The sequence below is a fragment of the Streptomyces adelaidensis genome (genome assembly GCF_016598475.1).
In the GTDB taxonomy this organism is placed as follows: domain Bacteria; phylum Actinomycetota; class Actinomycetes; order Streptomycetales; family Streptomycetaceae; genus Streptomyces; species Streptomyces adelaidensis.
Genome location: NZ_JAEMUX010000068.1, coordinates 18,461 through 33,093, shown reverse-complemented (window position 1 = coordinate 33,093; position 14,633 = coordinate 18,461). Strand labels below are relative to the sequence as shown.

Genomic DNA, 14,633 nt, shown 5'->3' with positions numbered 1-14,633 from the left:
TACGGAAGGGCGAGTACCCCGGCGGGCCGGTCGAAACCAGGAGTGGGCCGGACCTGACTGCGGCGCGCTGCCCCCCCTCCGGCAGCGCGCCGCAGACCCCCAGGGTCGCTCCGCGGTCGAACAACCATGCCGTGCGGAGGACTTGACCCACTGTGACCTGCGGCGGGTACCGGGTGGAAGCGATCTTTACCGTTGTCACCCTGATAGGCGAACGCGGGCCGAAACCCGCGCGTGGAGCGGTGGAGCGGTTGTCAGATGTGCGCCGCTCCGGCGCCCGCCTCGGCGTTCTCGCCGCGCTTGGTCAGGAACGCCACGAGGACGGCGATCGTGGCCACCCCGGCGGCGACGAGCGAGGCCAGGCTCATGCCGGAGATGAACGTGTCGTGCGCGACCGCGGTGATCTTCGCGGCGATCTCCGCCGGAGTGCCCTCGGGCACCGGGGCGATGCCCTGCTGAACCGCCTGCTCGACCGGGGTGAGTTGGGCCTCGGTGAGCGGCGGGAGGCCCGCGGCCGTCCAGTTGCCCGCCAGGTCGCCGTCGACCTTGGACGTCATCACGGCGCCCAGTACGGCCGTACCGAGGCTGCCGCCGATCTGCATCGCGGCCTGCTGGAGACCGCCGGCGACACCGGAGAGCTCCAGGGGCGCGTTGCCGACGATGACCTCGGTGGCGCCGACCATCACCGGGGCGAGGCCGAGGCCGAGGAGGGCGAACCAGAGGGACATCACGGCGCTGCCGGTGTCCGTCTCAAGCGTCGACATGCCGTACATGGCGATCGCGGTGAGCGCCATGCCGCCGGCCAGCGGGATGCGCGGTCCGGCCTTGGTGATGATCGCGCCGGCGAGCGGCGAGCCGACGATCATCATGCCGGTGAGCGGCAGGAGGTGCAGACCTGCGTCGACGGGGCTCATGCCGTGCACGTTCTGGAGGTAGAACGTCACGAAGAACAGGCCGCCCATGAAGGCGATGGCCATCAGGACCATCAGGACGACACCCGCGGACAGGGGGACGGAGCGGAAGAGGCCCAGCGGGATCAGCGGCTCCCCGACCTTCGTCTCCCAGTAGGCGAAGAGGGCGAACCCGGCAATGGACGCGACGAGGAAGGCCCAGGTCAGGCCATCGCCCCAGCCCCACGCCGGGGCCTTGATGAGCGCCCAGACCAGGCAGAACATGGCTCCGGACAGCAGGGCGATGCCCGGGAGGTCGAAGGAGCGCGGGGCGTTCTCGGCGCGGTGGTCCAGCAGGATCCAGGCGCCCAGGGCCACGGCGAGGACGCCGACCGGGACGTTGATCCAGAACACGGACTGCCAGCTGACGTTCTCCACGAGGAAGCCGCCGAGGATCGGGCCGCCGGCCGTGGAGGCGCCGATGACCATGCCCCAGATGCCGATCGCCATGTTCAGCTTCTCGGCGGGGAAGGTGGCGCGGAGCAGGCCGAGCGCGGCCGGCATCAGCAGCGCGCCGAACAGGCCCTGGAAGACCCGGAAGGTCACCACGAAGCCCACCGAGCTCGACAGGCCGATGGCCCCCGAGGCGGCGGCGAAGCCGACCACGCCTATCAGGAAGGTCTGTCGGTGTCCGAAGCGGTCACCCAGCTTGCCCGCGGTGATGAGGGTGACGGCGAGGGCGAGGAAGTAGGCGTTGGTGATCCATTGGACCTCGGGGAAGGTGGCCTTCAGGTCCTCCGCGATGGCCGGGTTGGCGATCGCCACGATCGTGCCGTCGAGGGCGACCATCATGACGCCGACGGCCACGGTGAGGAGCGTGAACCAGGGGTGGCCGCGCAGGCCCGTCCGTTCCTGGTTCGGTGTCGGACCGGACGGGACCGATGGTGCCTTGTCCCCCGGTCCCGTCTTGTCGACAGTGGTCTGACTAGTCATACGGGGGAGGCTAATGACAGCCACTGACAGTTGACAAACCAGTTCACAAGTCGGTAACTGTCACGTCACTCGCCGCAGGGGCGGGTGGAGACGAGGGTTCATGGAGACGGTGGCCACGGAGCCGGCGGCGGAGGAGCGGCCGGGGCTGCGCGAGCGGAAGAAGCAGCGCACCCATGACGCGCTGCTGCGGGCCGCCCTGGAGCTTTTCACCACGCAGGGGTACGAAGCGACGACGGTCGACGAGATCGCCGAGGCCGTCGATGTCTCGCAGCGCACCTTCTTCCGCTACTTCGCGGGCAAGGAGGAGGCCGCCCTCGCGATCCTGGAGATCACGCAGGAGCAGTACCTGGCGGCGGTGCGGGCCCGGCCCGCCCACGAGGCCCCGCTGGAGGCGTTGCGCAACGCCGTCCTGGAGGGCTGGGACGCCATCGGCGAGGCCGTCGCCGAGGTCGTTCCCGTGGAGCTGTATCTGCGCGCCTACGGCATGATCGAGTCGACGCCCGCGCTGCTCGCCGCGCATCTGCGCCGCTCGGACGAGGTGGCCCGGGAGATCGAGCGGATCGTCGCCGAGCGCGAGGGGCTCGACGTGGACACCGACCCCCGGCCGCGTGTGACGGTCGCGGTCTTCGGCGGTGTGATGCGGGTGACCGAACGCCGCTGGGCCCTGGGCGGCGACCTCAGCATGGAGTCGATGCGCGCCCTGACCGCCGCCCATCTGGACGCCGTACGCCCGTCGCTGGCCGAGAAATGGCGTACTGACTGAATTTGCGCACTGCCCGAAACATGGAGGGAACGCAATTTACCGGGCTATCCGGACGTTCTTTGCGCAGTGCACGGAACGGGCGTTGGCCGAAACGTGATCCCCCTCACTCGGTTAACGCGAGACCCATCCGTTCTCTTAGTGTGTCCTTTCAGTGACTTCCTTCGACTCCTCCCCGCAATTGAACGTCTGGCGCGCACTGCTGGCGCTGGCCGTGGTTTTCGTGATGCTGGCGACCACCGGCTGGACCGCGATCCGCAGCCACAGAGCCGAGTCGCCGCTTCAGGCGTCGCTCTCCGCGTGGCAGCGCGGGCACCTCGACGGGCGCGAACTGCCGGACGTCGACGCCGCCCCGAGCAGCCTGGCCGCCTTCTTCGCCTCGCTCAGCGACGGGCAGCGCACCGGACTGGTCCACCGCTATCCGCTCGTGGTCGGCAACATGAACGGCGCCCCCGTCGAACTGCGCTACCGCGCCAACCGCCTCGCGCTGAAACAGCAGAGCAGGCGGGAACGCACGCGCATGCGCGACGAGCGGCTCTCCGAGGCCGGCCAGTACGCGGCGGGCCGCCGGATGCACCGCTTCGCCATGCTGGCCGTGAAGAATCGGCAGATCCTCGCCTTCGATCCCGAGGGCACCGGCCGCGTCGCCGAGGTCTTCGGGGATCTCGACAAGGCCGAGCGCGTCTCCGTCGTCGTCCCCGGCGTGGACACCGACCTCCTCACCTTCCAGCGCACCAACCGCAGATACTCCGCACCGGTCGGCATGGCCGAGTCGCTCTACGGGGCCGAGCGCGCCGCGAGCCCCGCGACGCGTACGGCCGTGATCGCCTGGGCCGACTACACCGCGCCCGACGGCGTCGGCCTCGACTCGGCCACCGCGCTCCGCGCCGAGCAGGGCTCGGTCCGGCTGAACGCGCTGGTGCGGAGCCTGCCCGGCGGTTCGACGGTCGCGCTGGTGTGCCACAGCTACGGCTCCGTGGTGTGCGGTGTCGCCGCGCGCTCGCTGCCGGAGCGGGTCACCGACATCGCGGTCGCGGGCAGCCCCGGGATGCGCGCGGAGACGGTCGGTCAACTGCGTACGTCGGCCCGGGTGTGGGCCATGCGGGACGCCGACGACTGGATCCAGGACGTGCCCTATCTGGAGGTCGGCGGTCTCGGCCACGGCGCCGACCCGGTCTCCGCGGAGTTCGGGGCGCGCATTCTGTCGGCGGCCGACGCCGAGGGGCACAGCGGCTATTTCGAGCCGGGGACGGAAAGCCTGTACAACTTCGCCGAAATCGGAATCGGCACCTACCAGTCGGTGCGCTGTGCGCAGGCGGACGACGCGTGTCTGTCGGGTCTCTCCGGCAGTACGACGGCCTGACGCGCGTAGAGGAGGGTAAAAGTGCGGTTCGCCTCGGTCGGGACTTCGCCGCGTCGCACGCATACGATGAGCCGCATGGGTGACGTACTGGCCGGATTTCATGCCGCCTGGGAGTTCGAGTCCGACTCCGTGCTCATCCGCTTCGAACGGGGGATTCGCACGCCGAAGCTCTTTCAGGCGCTCGGTGAGCGGCGCGTCCCCCTGGAGGCGATCGCGGAGGTGACTCTGACACCCGGGAAGCGGGGCACCGTCGTACTGCGTGCCGTGCCGCGACCGGGCGCCGATCCGCTGATGGAGGCGGCGGCGGACCAGCTCAAGGAGGGCTCCGACCCGTACCGGCTGGTGCTGCCGGCCGAGCGGGAGACCCTCGCCGAGTACTACGCCGACGAACTGCGCGCCAAGCTGACCGAGTCGGGCCCCTGTGAACGGTTCCTGGTGGCCGCGCCGGAGGTGCCGTTGCAGTTCAAGGCGTACGACGGGAAGGCGTCCTTCGACGGGCGGTCGGTGTCGTTCCGGTGGTCCTGGACGGGGGCGTCCTCGACGAAGTGGAAGGTCGGCGACCAGACGTTCCCGGTCGGTGCGCTGAGCGGGGTCGAGTGGCGGTCGCCCGAGGTGTTCGAGGGGTATCTGCGACTGCTTCGCCGGGACGCGGGCAGTGACGCCCCGCCCCAGCCGGATCACGATCCGGCCGCTGTCGTCTTCGGGCTCGGGTACGGGCCCGTGCACGAGTCGTTGCCGTTCGCCGCGGCGGTGTTGGCCACGCTGCGGACGGGTGGGCCGGTGGAGGCCGCGGACCCGGCTGCCACCGGGCCGCGCCGGGATCCGGCCGACATCGCCGACCGGATCCGGCATCTAGGGGAGTTGCACCAGGCGGGGCTGGTGACGGACGAGGAGTTCAGCGTGAAGAAGGCGCAGTTGCTGGCCGAGCTCTAGCGGCGGCCGCGGCGGGACCGGAAACGGTCCTGTTCCCCGTACTCCTTCTCCTCCCTCCCCTCCCTCTACTCCCTGCCTGCGGACGTGAACTTCATGTCCGCGTACCTGTCTCCCGCCACCTTCTCCGCGATCGGTTCGAGCAGGGCCATGTCCGCCTCGCTCAGGGCGATACGGGTCGCCCCCACGTTCTCCTCGACCCGGGTGGGCTTGCGGGTGCCCGGGATCGGGACGGCGGGGAGGCCGTACCGGGCCGCCTTGTGGTGGACCCAGGCCAGGGCGATCTGGCCCGGTGAGGCCTGGTGGGCGGCGGCGACCTCGCGGACCGGGGCCAGGAGGGCCGCGTTGGCGGCGGCGTTGTCGCCCGTGAAGCGGGGCTGCTGGCGCCGGAAGTCGTCGGCGCTGAGGTCCTCGGCCTTGGCGAAGGAGCCGGTGAGGAAGCCCCGGCCGAGCGGGGAGTACGGCACGAGGGTCACGCCGAGTTCACGGGCGGCCGGGATGACGCCCGCCTCGATGTCCCGGCTGAACAGCGACCACTCCGACTGCACGGCCGCGATCGGGTGCACGCCCTGCGCGGCGCGCAGTTCGCCGCCGGTGACCTCGCTCAGGCCCAGCTGCTTGACCTTGCCCTCGCGGACGAGCTCGGCCATGACGCCGACGGTCTCCTCGATGGGGATGTCCACATCACGGCGGTGCATGTAGTAGAGGTCGATGACGTCGACGTCGAGGCGCCGCAGGCTCGCCTCGACGCACTCACGGATGTACGGCGGGTCGTTGCGGATGATCCGCTTGGTCAGGTCGTCCGGGTGGATCGCCAGGGCGAACTTCGTGGCGATGACGACCTCGTCGCGGTGCGCCTTGAAGAAGGGGGACAGGAACTTCTCGTTCTCGCCCGCCCCGTACGCGTCCGCCGTGTCGTAGAGCGTGACGCCCAGCTCCAGCGCGCGCTCCAGGGTGGCCCTGGACTCACCCGCGTCCGAGGGGCCGTACGCGAAGCTCATGCCCATACAGCCGAGGCCCTGTACGCCTACCTCGGGGCCGTCGGCTCCCAGCCGTGTCTTCGCGATCCTGGCGTCTGTCATGAGGCCCTCTCCGACGCCAGGGCCTGCCCGGCGTCCGCATAGAAATCGATCTTCCGGTCGAGCACGTCCAGGGTGTCCTGGAGCTCGGCGATCCGGGTCAGGACGTCCTGCCTGGTCGCCTTGAGCAGTTCGAAGCGCTCGGTGTAGGTGTGGTCGCCCTCGCGCACCAGTTCGGCGTACCGGACCATGTCGGCGACCGGCATGCCGGTGAGCCGGAGCTTGCCGACGAGGTCGAGCCAGTCGAGGTCCCGGTTGCGGTAGCGGCGCTGGCCGGTGTGGGAGCGGTCGATGTGCGGCATCAGCCCGATCCGCTCGTACCAGCGCAGGGTGTGCGCCGTCAGACCGGTGAGGTCGACGACCTCGCTGATCGTGTACCTGTCCTGGCCGTCCGGGCGCCGGGGTTTTCGCGGCGGACCCGCACAACCGCCGCCACTGGCAGTACTGGTGGCACTCGTGGTCTCCATCACCGTCATGACCACCACGCTAAAACCTTGGAGTGCGCTCCAAGCAAGCGGATTCCGAGGAAATTCCGCGTACTGAAATTCCCACGACATCGTCGGCCCGGCTGACTACCGTGCGGATCATGGGTCTTGTACGACGTGCCACCCCCGAGGACGCGGCCGAAGTGCTCCGGCTGCGCCAGGTGATGATCGACTCCATGCCGGGCGCGGACACCTCCACCCAGTGGCATGCCGAGTCCCTGCCCACGGTACGCCGCCGGCTCGCCGACCCGGACGGGGACTTCGCGGCCTTCGTGATCGACCGCCCCGAGCGGCCGGGCTCGCTCGTCGCGCTGGTGGCCGGGACGGTCGAGTACCGGATCGGACGGACCGGGAACCCGCACGGCTCGGTCGGCCACGTCTTCAGCGTCGCCACCGACCCGGACGCCCGCCGCCGTGGCCATGCCCGCGCCTGCGTGGAGGCGCTCCTGGACTGGTTCCGGGACAAGGGTGTCGCCCAGGTCGATCTGAACGCGTCCGCCGAGGCCGAGCCGCTGTACGCCTCGCTGGGCTTCGCACGCAAGCCCGCCCCCTCGATGCGGCTGAACCTGTGAGCCGCTTAGGGTCGTGAGCATGCCTCTGCAGAGCCTCGCGTTGATCGAGAACTGGCCCGTCCGCTCCGCCGCCGCGGCCGTCGTACGGGCGGACGGCACCCTCGTGGGGGCCCGTGGGCCGGGCGGGCAGCGGTTCGCGATCGCCTCGGTCACCAAGCCGCTCGCCGCGTACGCCGTGCTGGTCGCGTACGAGGAGGGGGCGATCGAGCTGGACGAGCCGGCCGGGCCGCCCGGGTCGACCGTGCGGCATCTGCTGGCGCACACCTCCGGGCTGGCCTTCGACGAGCCCCGGGTGACGGCGGCGCCCGGGGAGCGGCGGCTGTACTCCAACGCCGGGTTCGAGGCGCTCGGGGACCTGGTGGCCGAGGCGACGGACATCCCGTTCGCGGAGTACGCCCGGCAGGCGGTCCTCGAACCGCTCGGGATGACGTCCACCTCCCTCGACGGTTCCCCGGCCAAGGACGGCGTCTCGACCCTCGACGACCTGGTGCGCTTCGCCGCCGAGGTGCAGGCGCCCCGGCTGCTCGACCCGCGTACGGTCGCGGACGCGATGACCGTGCAGTACCCGGGCACGAAGGGCGTGCTGCCCGGCTACGGGCACCAGAACCCCAACGACTGGGGGCTCGGCTTCGAGATCCGGGACGCCAAGTCGCCGCACTGGACGGGGACTTCGTCGTCGCCCGGTACGTTCGGGCACTTCGGGCAGTCGGGGACGTTCCTGTGGATCGATCCCGCGGCCCAGGTGGCGTGTGTGGCGCTGACCGATCGGGCGTTCGGGCCGTGGGCGGTCGAGGCGTGGACGCCGTTCACCGATGCCGTGCTGGCGGAGCTGCGGGGCTGAGGCCACCCTCCATCGGCGCGGGGTCGCCTACCTCCAGCGTCTTGGCCAGGCACTCGAACCACACGGTCTTGCCGCTTCCGTCCGGGCGCGGTGTCACACCCCACCGGGCGGTGACCGCCTCGACGAGGAGCAGGCCGCGCCCGCCGTCGGCGAGTGCGTCACCGGTCGCCTGGACGGGCAGTCGCGAGCAACTGTCGGTGACCTCCACCCGCGCGCCGCCGGGCAGCAGCAGGAAACAAGTGCGGCAGCGGCGGTCGGGTACGTGCCGGACGACGTTGGCGATGAGCTCCGTCAGCGCCAGTTCGGCAGCGTCGGCCACCTCCAGCAGACCCGCGCCGGTGAGGTAGAGCCGCAGAACGCGGCGCAGATGCCGGGCGGAGTGCTCGCCCACCGCGAACTCGGCGCGGTACTCGTTCTGGGTATCCGTCGTCAGCGGACCGGTTACGTGATTCACGCCACCAGCGTGCGACGCTTTGATTACTCTCGGCTACGTAACAAAACGAACGCCGCGAGGCGTTGGAGGCCGGAGGCACCGCAATGGCCAACATCCAATCGCTCGACCCCAGCGCGTCCCCGCTTGACTACTACGGCTGGGAGCTGCGCCGGCAGCGTGAGGCGCACGGCCTCAATCAGGGCCAGCTCGGCGAGATCATCTTCTGCACGGGCTCGTTGGTCGGCCAGATCGAGACCACGAAGAAGATTCCCACCCGCGAGTTCTCCGAGCGCGTGGACGCGGCCCTCGGCACGGACGGAGTCTTCTCCCGACTCATCGGCCTGGTGCTGCGCAGTCAACTACCGACCTGGTTCCAGCCGTACGCGGAGATGGAGGCGAAGGCGGCGTACATCTCCACGTACCAGGCGCAGTTGGTGTACGGGCTGCTACAGACGGAGGAGTACGCGCGGGCGGTACTGGCCACCGGCATGCCGGACGACCTCGACAGCCTGGTCGCGGCGCGACTGGAGCGCCAGCGCATCCTGGAGAGGGAGCAGCCGCCGCTGGCCTGGGCGATCCTCGACGAGGCGGTGCTGCACCGGCCGATCGGCGGCAGCGAGGTCATGCGGAGGCAACTGGCCCGCTTGTTGGAGTTCACCGCTCACCGTTGGATGCATGTGCAGGTGCTTCCGAACTCGGCGGGTGAATACGCCAGCTTGGATGGGTCGTTCACTGCCATGCGCTTCGAGGACGATCCCGACATCATTTACACGGAAGACCTTATCTCCGGCCATATGACGGCCAACCCCGAGACTGTCAGGGATGCCGCACGCCGTTACGCTCGCTTGCAGGCCGCCGCCCTCTCCGTAGAGGATTCCGCGGCGCTGATCGCCCGCGTGATGGAGGAACGCTATGAAGACCGACCCCCGACTGACGAACGCACAGTGGCGCAAATCCAGCTACAGCGGTAGTACCGGCGGTGAGTGCGTCGAGGTGGCCGATGGATACCCCCTCGGCTCCGTCCCGGTCCGCGACAGCAAGAACCCGTCGGGTCCGACCGTGATCATCCGCGCGGACGCCTGGCAGACGTTCGTAGACGGTCTGCGATAGAACGCGGGCTCGTTCGATTGTCAGTGGTGCCCCCTACGATCGTTCTCGCAGCTGTTCCAGCTGCCGAGTCCGGCGAGCAGGGGGTACGCGATGGGGACGTCACCAGCGAGGGTGCGCGCGCCCGAGCCGACGATTGCGCCGATCACCTCACTCGCTTCGCGGGTCCTGAGCGGCGACATCATTTTACCCAAGTTCCAGCGGGCGTTCGTCTGGACCCCGCAGCAGATCCTCTATCTGCTCGACTCGGTGCGCCGCAACTACCCCATCGGCAGCCTGCTCATGTGGCGCACAACGGCCAAGCTGGCCAGCGGACATGAGATCGCGGGCCTGGACACCGTGCCGCAGCACGAGGGCGCCCCGGTGCACTATGTCCTCGACGGGCAGCAGCGGCTGGCAAGCCTGGTCGGCGCGCTGCACGGCTCCGGGGCGATCTGGGAGATCGCGTACGACCTGGAGCGCGAGGAGTTCCTGCACCTCACGGAGGAGACCCCGACAGGGCCGCACATCATCCCGGTCAGGGATCTCACCTCGGTCGGCGCGATCCTGTCGTGGATCCAGCGGGACAAGCCGAGCGACGAGCTTCAGCGTCGCGCACAAGCGCTGAGCGAACAGTTCGCGCACTATCAGGTGCCGTTGGTGACACTGCTCGACGTCTCCGAGGAGGACTCGGCCCGAATTTTCGAGCGGATCAACAGTACGGGCACGTCCATGGACATCGTCGATCTGATCCGGGCCGGCACCTGGTCGAAGGACTTCGACCTCAAGGACGAGATCGAGCAGCTCCTCCAAGTACTCGATGCCAAGAAGTACGGCCGGGTCGACGCCAAGACCATGTTGCGGACGATCTCGGCGGCGGCGGGCTTCGGCTTCTCCACCAAGTCCATCCACGAGCTGCGAGGGCTGGACCGTCAGCAGCTCCAGGCAGCCGTCAGCGACGCGGGCAAGGCGGCTGCGCGGGCTGTGGACTTCCTCTCCACCCAGATCCACACCCCGCAGGCCGAAGCGCTGCCGTACTACAACCAATTCGCCGTCCTGGTCGAGCTGTTCCGGCAACTGCCCAAGCCGACGGCGGCCCAGTACGAGGCCGTGACTCGCTGGTTCTGGCTGACGGCGAGCGGCGAGTACTTCAAGGGCTGGCGAGAGTCCCAGATGGGGCCGGACCTGACGGCCGTCACGGAGTTCGCGGCGGGCCGCTCGACGGAGGTCGAGACAGCGGCCGCGCTCCCCCGAAGCGTTCTCTGGCAGCGCGCGCAGTTCTCCCGGCAGAGCGCGCCCAGCAAGCTTCTGGTGCTCCTGATGTCGTACGAGAAGCCTGTCGACCTGAACACGGGTCTCGTCATCGATGTGGCCGACGCGCTGTCCTGGCAGAACGGGAAGCAGTTCCACCACTTCTTCCCGCGTGCGCGCCTGAAGAAGGAAGGAGTGAAGGCGGGCAAGGACAACGTCTGCGGCAACCTGATCATGCTCAGTGCGATCACCAACAACTGGATCTCCGACCGCCGCCCCTCCGCCTACCTGAGGGACCTGGCCAACTGGCACGGCGAGGGCGTCCTGCGGGAGCGGCTGCGCACCTGCCTGATCGAGGAAGACGCCTACCAGGCCGCGTTGCGCGACGACTACGACGCCTTTCTGCGGGCCCGCTCGGAGACGCTGCATCGGCGCCTGATGGAGCTCATCGGCTCGGCGGCGGGAAGCAGCGGAGACGCAGAGACGTTCGCCCCTTCCCCCGACCCGGAGCCCGACCCCCCGGTAGCCCCTGACTCAGAACCTCTCGACCGCGACTCGGTGGACTGAGGAGGTGCGACGCGGTGGTTCGGATGCGGGATGTTCCGGCCCAGGACCGACCACGCGAACGGCTGTTGGCGCGGGGCGCTGAGGCGTTGTCCGACCGTGAGCTTCTGGCGCTGTTGCTGGGCGCGGGACTTCCCGGCCAGGATGCGGTGGAACTGGCCGGGGAGCTGATCCACCGGCACGGCGGCTTGTACGAACTGTCCCGACTCCCCGCACATGAGCTGGCGGTCGGCCTGGCAGGGATCGGCCCGGCGAAGGCGGCACGGGTCGCGGCGGCGTTTCAGCTGGGCCGCCGGGCCGCGCCGCCGTCGCCCTCCGCCCGTCAACGCGTACGCGGATCAGCCGACTTGGCGACAATCGCGGCTCCCCTCCTCCACGGCCTGCGGCACGAACGTGTCGTCGTGGTCGTCTGCGACAGGTCGGGCTCGGTCATCCGCACGACCGTCCTCACGGAAGGCGCGACGGACCGCAGCCTGCTCCCGGTCCGCGACGTCCTGGCCCTGGCCCTCGCGGCGGGCGGCACATCCTTCGGCGTGGCCCACAACCACCCCACGGGTTGCGCCGACCCCAGCGAGGCCGACCGCCGCGCCACGACCCGCCTGGCGGCGGGAGCTGGGGCGGTCGGCCTGCGCTTTCTGGACCATGTGGTGGTCACGGATGGGGGGTGGCGGCGAGTGACGGCGGAGTGAGGTTTGGCAGTGCTACAGCTGCCCCGAGAAGGCCGCACTGAGCAGGCCCCGACGTAGCACGGCAAGCTGCTCAAGCTGAGCCGCTCCGCCTTCGACCACCTTGCGAGCGAGGGTGAGTTGTTTGGCAATGCGTCGCTGATCAGCGAGGCGGGGGAACGGAACCTCGGTTGCCAGCAACGTGGCGGGAGTGGTCCGCTTGCGCCGGACCATGGACCCGCGTGGCGTCAGCTTGGCCCAAAGTTCCGGCCAGGCCAGCAGGTGCTCGATGTATGCGCCATCAATTGCGCCCTCGATCAGGCTGAAGACAGGATACTCAGGCGAGACATATGTGCCATCGAAATCATCCCCGACCACAGCAAGCGCGCCCTCCCAAGCGTTCAGCTTGCTCATAACGATCTGGCCTGCCCGAATTCGCGCAAACCGCGCATACGCCGTGGCGCTGCCCTGAATGGCAGGGCGTTTGATCAGGCCGCGCCCAAAACTGTAGATCCCGGTGACAGGGTAAGTGGAATCAGGTTCGACATCAGTGAACTGGTTGTCCACGCGCAGAGCCTGGGCCAATGGTGCAGTTCGCTCGACGGAGCGAAATAGGGCGTCGGCGTGCTGAAGGGCCAGGCCGGCCGATGCTTCCTTCAGAAGTTTAACCTGCGCAATTTGATCCATCGCTGCGTCGAGCTTGTCGCCGACCCTACGCTGCTCAGCAAGGTCAGGTAGCGGTACCACCGCGCTCTCAAAGTTCTTCGGTGACACGGTTTGGTTTCGCGTGACGGTCCCCGTCGAAACCGACTTAATCAGGGTCTTCCCGGCGGTACTCTGGAAGAAGTAGTTCAGGTACCGAAGGTCCACTTTCCCGATCGGCCGGTAGCTGAGAAACCGGGCGGATCCCACGAACCCCGCTTCCTTCTCTTCCGAAACAGCGATAGCCCCTTCCCAGGCCATGATGTTGCTCACTACAAGTCGACCGGGGTGCACTTCGAAGTACTTAAGTTTACTCAGGTCACTACCCAAGCAAGGGTCTCGGTGGAAGATCCCATTTCCGTACGACCTGATACCGATCTGGCGGTATTCAGCATCGGGATTTACCTGAACGAGGATCCGCTCCAACTCGAGCACATCGCCAAGGCGAACTTCACTCAGCACTGTCGCTCGCCCCCAGCCCCTTGCGCAGTTCCTTCAGCAGCTCCAGAATCTCCGTCTCCATCTTCACCAGCTCGTCCACCAGCTCTTCCGGGGTCCGGTGGACCAATTCGTCACCGACGTGGGGGTTGGCGATATCCAGGTTGAAACCGGACACGACAATGTCCGATGCCGGAACGGCCCACGCGTGTTCACCCGCCTTGCGCCCCTCGCGCTCTTTGCCACCCCACCAGTCCACGCACGGCTCGAACTCCTCGATCCGCATCGGCTTCGTCTTGGTGTAGCCCCGGCGCCCCTCCGGAAGCGGGATCTCGTAGAACCAGACTTCCTGCGTCGGGCCAGTCTTTTCGAAGAAGAGGATGTTGGACGGGATCTGCGTATAGGGCGCGAAAACGCCCTGGGGAAGGCGGACGATGGTGTGGAGGTTGCAGTCCTTCATCAGCTTCTTCTTGATCTTCGCACCGATGGAGTTCTCCCCCGTCGCGAAGAGGCTGCCGTTCGGCAGAACGATCGCGCACCGGCCGCCGAGCTTGAGCTGGTCGAGGATCGAGTAGAGGAAGAGCCAGGCCGTCTCCTGAGTCCGGAAGCCGTCCGGGAACGCCTTGACGACCGTCGCTTCCTCCTCACCGCCAAAGGGCGGGTTGGTGAGGACCACGTCCACCTTGTCGGAGGCGTTGGAGTTCCGCATCTCCAGCAACGAGTTGGCACGTGTGACGTGCGGTGTGTCGATCCCGTGCAGCAGCAGGTTCATGGCGCCCAACAGATACGGCAGCGGCTTCTTCTCGATGCCCCGGATGTTCTTGTGCAGCCGCCTGCGCTGGGTGTCCGTGTTGACCCGGCCCTTCAACTCCTCGTACGCCTGGACCAGGAAACCGCCCGTCCCGCTCGCCGGGTCGAGGATCGCCTCGTCGAGCTCCAGGAAGGACTGCTGGACCATGAAGCGGTTGACCGGGCGCGGGGTGTAGAACTCACCCGAGTCGCCGGCTGCGTCCCGCATCTCCTTGAGGATCGACTCGTAGACGAACGCCATGGTGTGGATGTCGTTGGTCGAGACGAAGTGGATCTGGTTGACGATGTTGACCAGATCCCGCAGCAGCGTGCCCGACTGCATGCGGTTGACGACGTTCTTGAAAATGGTCGAGATGACGTTGCGCGGGTCCTCCGCGTCATCACCGACCAAGCCGGCCAGGTGCGGGATGAGCTTCTCGTTGACGAACGTCTTCAGCTCGTCACCGCTGAAGTCAGGGTTCGTGGCCCAGCCTCCCCAGTGGTACGGCTCCTCGATCGCCCGCCGGTAGCCGTCCGGGTCCAGGGCCTCGCCCTCCTCCTCGACCCGCTCATCGAACGCCTTGAGGAAGAGCAGCCAGGAGAGCTGGGGCAAACGGTCCAGGTCACCGTTCATCCCCGCGTCCTTGCGCATCGTGTCGCGCGCGGACTTGATCAGGGACGCGAGGCGCGCCTGGGAGGTACCGGGGGACTTCTCCGCCGTCCCCTTTGCCGTTTTCTTCGTGGTCGCTGCCATGTCAGCTAAGCCGGTCTCTCTGTTCGGTGGGGAAGAGGTGG

The 14,633-nt window shown here is 68.3% G+C and carries 15 protein-coding genes; 9 read left to right on the top strand and 6 right to left on the bottom strand.

The genetic code is table 11. From position 1 onward, the window contains the following. Nucleotides 1-251: 251 nt before the first annotated feature. Nucleotides 252-1,880, bottom strand: coding sequence for an MFS transporter (locus I8N67_RS30530; RefSeq protein WP_200307466.1), 1,629 nt, complete (start codon nt 1,878-1,880; stop codon nt 252-254). Between the two features lie 100 nt (nt 1,881-1,980). Between I8N67_RS30530 and I8N67_RS30525 the strand changes: the two genes are divergently transcribed. From I8N67_RS30525 to I8N67_RS30515, 3 genes are all read left to right on the top strand, one after another. Continuing rightward, nucleotides 1,981-2,643: a TetR family transcriptional regulator gene (locus I8N67_RS30525; RefSeq protein WP_200307465.1), complete on the top strand. Its 663-nt coding sequence runs from the start codon at nt 1,981-1,983 to the stop codon at nt 2,641-2,643. A gap of 151 nt (nt 2,644-2,794) precedes the next feature. Continuing rightward, complete coding sequence (locus I8N67_RS30520) at nt 2,795-4,003, top strand: alpha/beta hydrolase (protein ID WP_200307464.1); 1,209 nt, start codon at nt 2,795-2,797, stop codon at nt 4,001-4,003. 75 nt (nt 4,004-4,078) lie between these two features. Then, complete coding sequence (locus tag I8N67_RS30515) at nt 4,079-4,936, top strand: DUF4429 domain-containing protein (RefSeq protein ID WP_200307463.1); 858 nt, start codon at nt 4,079-4,081, stop codon at nt 4,934-4,936. Nucleotides 4,937-5,001: 65 nt separating this feature from the next. Here the strand turns inward: I8N67_RS30515 and I8N67_RS30510 are convergent, their stop codons facing one another. Together I8N67_RS30510 and I8N67_RS30505 are read right to left on the bottom strand one after the other, a co-directional pair. Next, nucleotides 5,002-6,015 carry an aldo/keto reductase gene (locus tag I8N67_RS30510; RefSeq protein WP_200307462.1) on the bottom strand — a complete coding sequence of 338 codons (1,014 nt, stop codon included), beginning with the start codon at nt 6,013-6,015 and terminating at the stop codon, nt 5,002-5,004. Next, nucleotides 6,012-6,488, bottom strand: a complete 477-nt coding sequence (locus I8N67_RS30505; RefSeq protein WP_200307461.1) for a MerR family transcriptional regulator — start codon at nt 6,486-6,488, stop codon at nt 6,012-6,014. The genes I8N67_RS30510 and I8N67_RS30505 overlap by 4 nt, the downstream gene beginning before the upstream one ends. Before the next feature lie 110 nt (nt 6,489-6,598). Between I8N67_RS30505 and I8N67_RS30500 the strand changes: the two genes are divergently transcribed. Both I8N67_RS30500 and I8N67_RS30495 read left to right on the top strand, forming a co-directional pair. After that, nucleotides 6,599-7,069: a GNAT family N-acetyltransferase gene (locus tag I8N67_RS30500; protein WP_200307460.1), complete on the top strand. Its 471-nt coding sequence runs from the start codon at nt 6,599-6,601 to the stop codon at nt 7,067-7,069. Nucleotides 7,070-7,088: 19 nt separating this feature from the next. Then, complete coding sequence (locus I8N67_RS30495; RefSeq protein ID WP_200307459.1) at nt 7,089-7,910, top strand: serine hydrolase domain-containing protein; 822 nt, start codon at nt 7,089-7,091, stop codon at nt 7,908-7,910. On the opposite strand, the gene I8N67_RS30490 is transcribed toward I8N67_RS30495, so the two are convergent. Beyond that, nucleotides 7,876-8,364: an ATP-binding protein gene (locus tag I8N67_RS30490; RefSeq protein ID WP_307835418.1), complete on the bottom strand. Its 489-nt coding sequence runs from the start codon at nt 8,362-8,364 to the stop codon at nt 7,876-7,878. The genes I8N67_RS30495 and I8N67_RS30490 overlap by 35 nt on opposite strands. Before the next feature lie 83 nt (nt 8,365-8,447). Here I8N67_RS30490 and I8N67_RS30485 point away from each other — a divergent pair, with 83 nt between their 5' ends. The 4 genes from I8N67_RS30485 (at nt 8,448) to I8N67_RS30470 (ending at nt 11,933) form a co-directional block, all read left to right on the top strand. Then, nucleotides 8,448-9,314, top strand: a complete 867-nt coding sequence (locus I8N67_RS30485) for a helix-turn-helix domain-containing protein (RefSeq protein ID WP_200307458.1) — start codon at nt 8,448-8,450, stop codon at nt 9,312-9,314. Nucleotides 9,315-9,336: 22 nt separating this feature from the next. Continuing rightward, entirely contained in the window at nt 9,337-9,453 is a 117-nt protein-coding gene (locus I8N67_RS44710; protein ID WP_372443831.1) for a DUF397 domain-containing protein, read from the top strand. Between the two features lie 90 nt (nt 9,454-9,543). After that, nucleotides 9,544-11,247 (top strand): DUF262 domain-containing protein, encoded by a 1,704-nt coding sequence (locus tag I8N67_RS30475; RefSeq protein ID WP_200307456.1) that lies wholly within the window; start codon nt 9,544-9,546, stop codon nt 11,245-11,247. Between the two features lie 23 nt (nt 11,248-11,270). Further along, nucleotides 11,271-11,933 (top strand): JAB domain-containing protein, encoded by a 663-nt coding sequence (locus tag I8N67_RS30470; protein ID WP_200307455.1) that lies wholly within the window; start codon nt 11,271-11,273, stop codon nt 11,931-11,933. Nucleotides 11,934-11,945: 12 nt separating this feature from the next. Here I8N67_RS30470 and I8N67_RS30465 read toward each other — a convergent pair whose 3' ends face one another. Then, on the bottom strand, nt 11,946-13,046 hold the full coding sequence (locus tag I8N67_RS30465) for a restriction endonuclease subunit S (RefSeq protein ID WP_200307454.1): 1,101 nt from the start codon (nt 13,044-13,046) through the stop codon (nt 11,946-11,948). A gap of 16 nt (nt 13,047-13,062) precedes the next feature. Next, nucleotides 13,063-14,592 (bottom strand): class I SAM-dependent DNA methyltransferase, encoded by a 1,530-nt coding sequence (locus I8N67_RS30460; RefSeq protein ID WP_200307453.1) that lies wholly within the window; start codon nt 14,590-14,592, stop codon nt 13,063-13,065. Between the last annotated feature and the right edge of the window lie 41 nt (nt 14,593-14,633).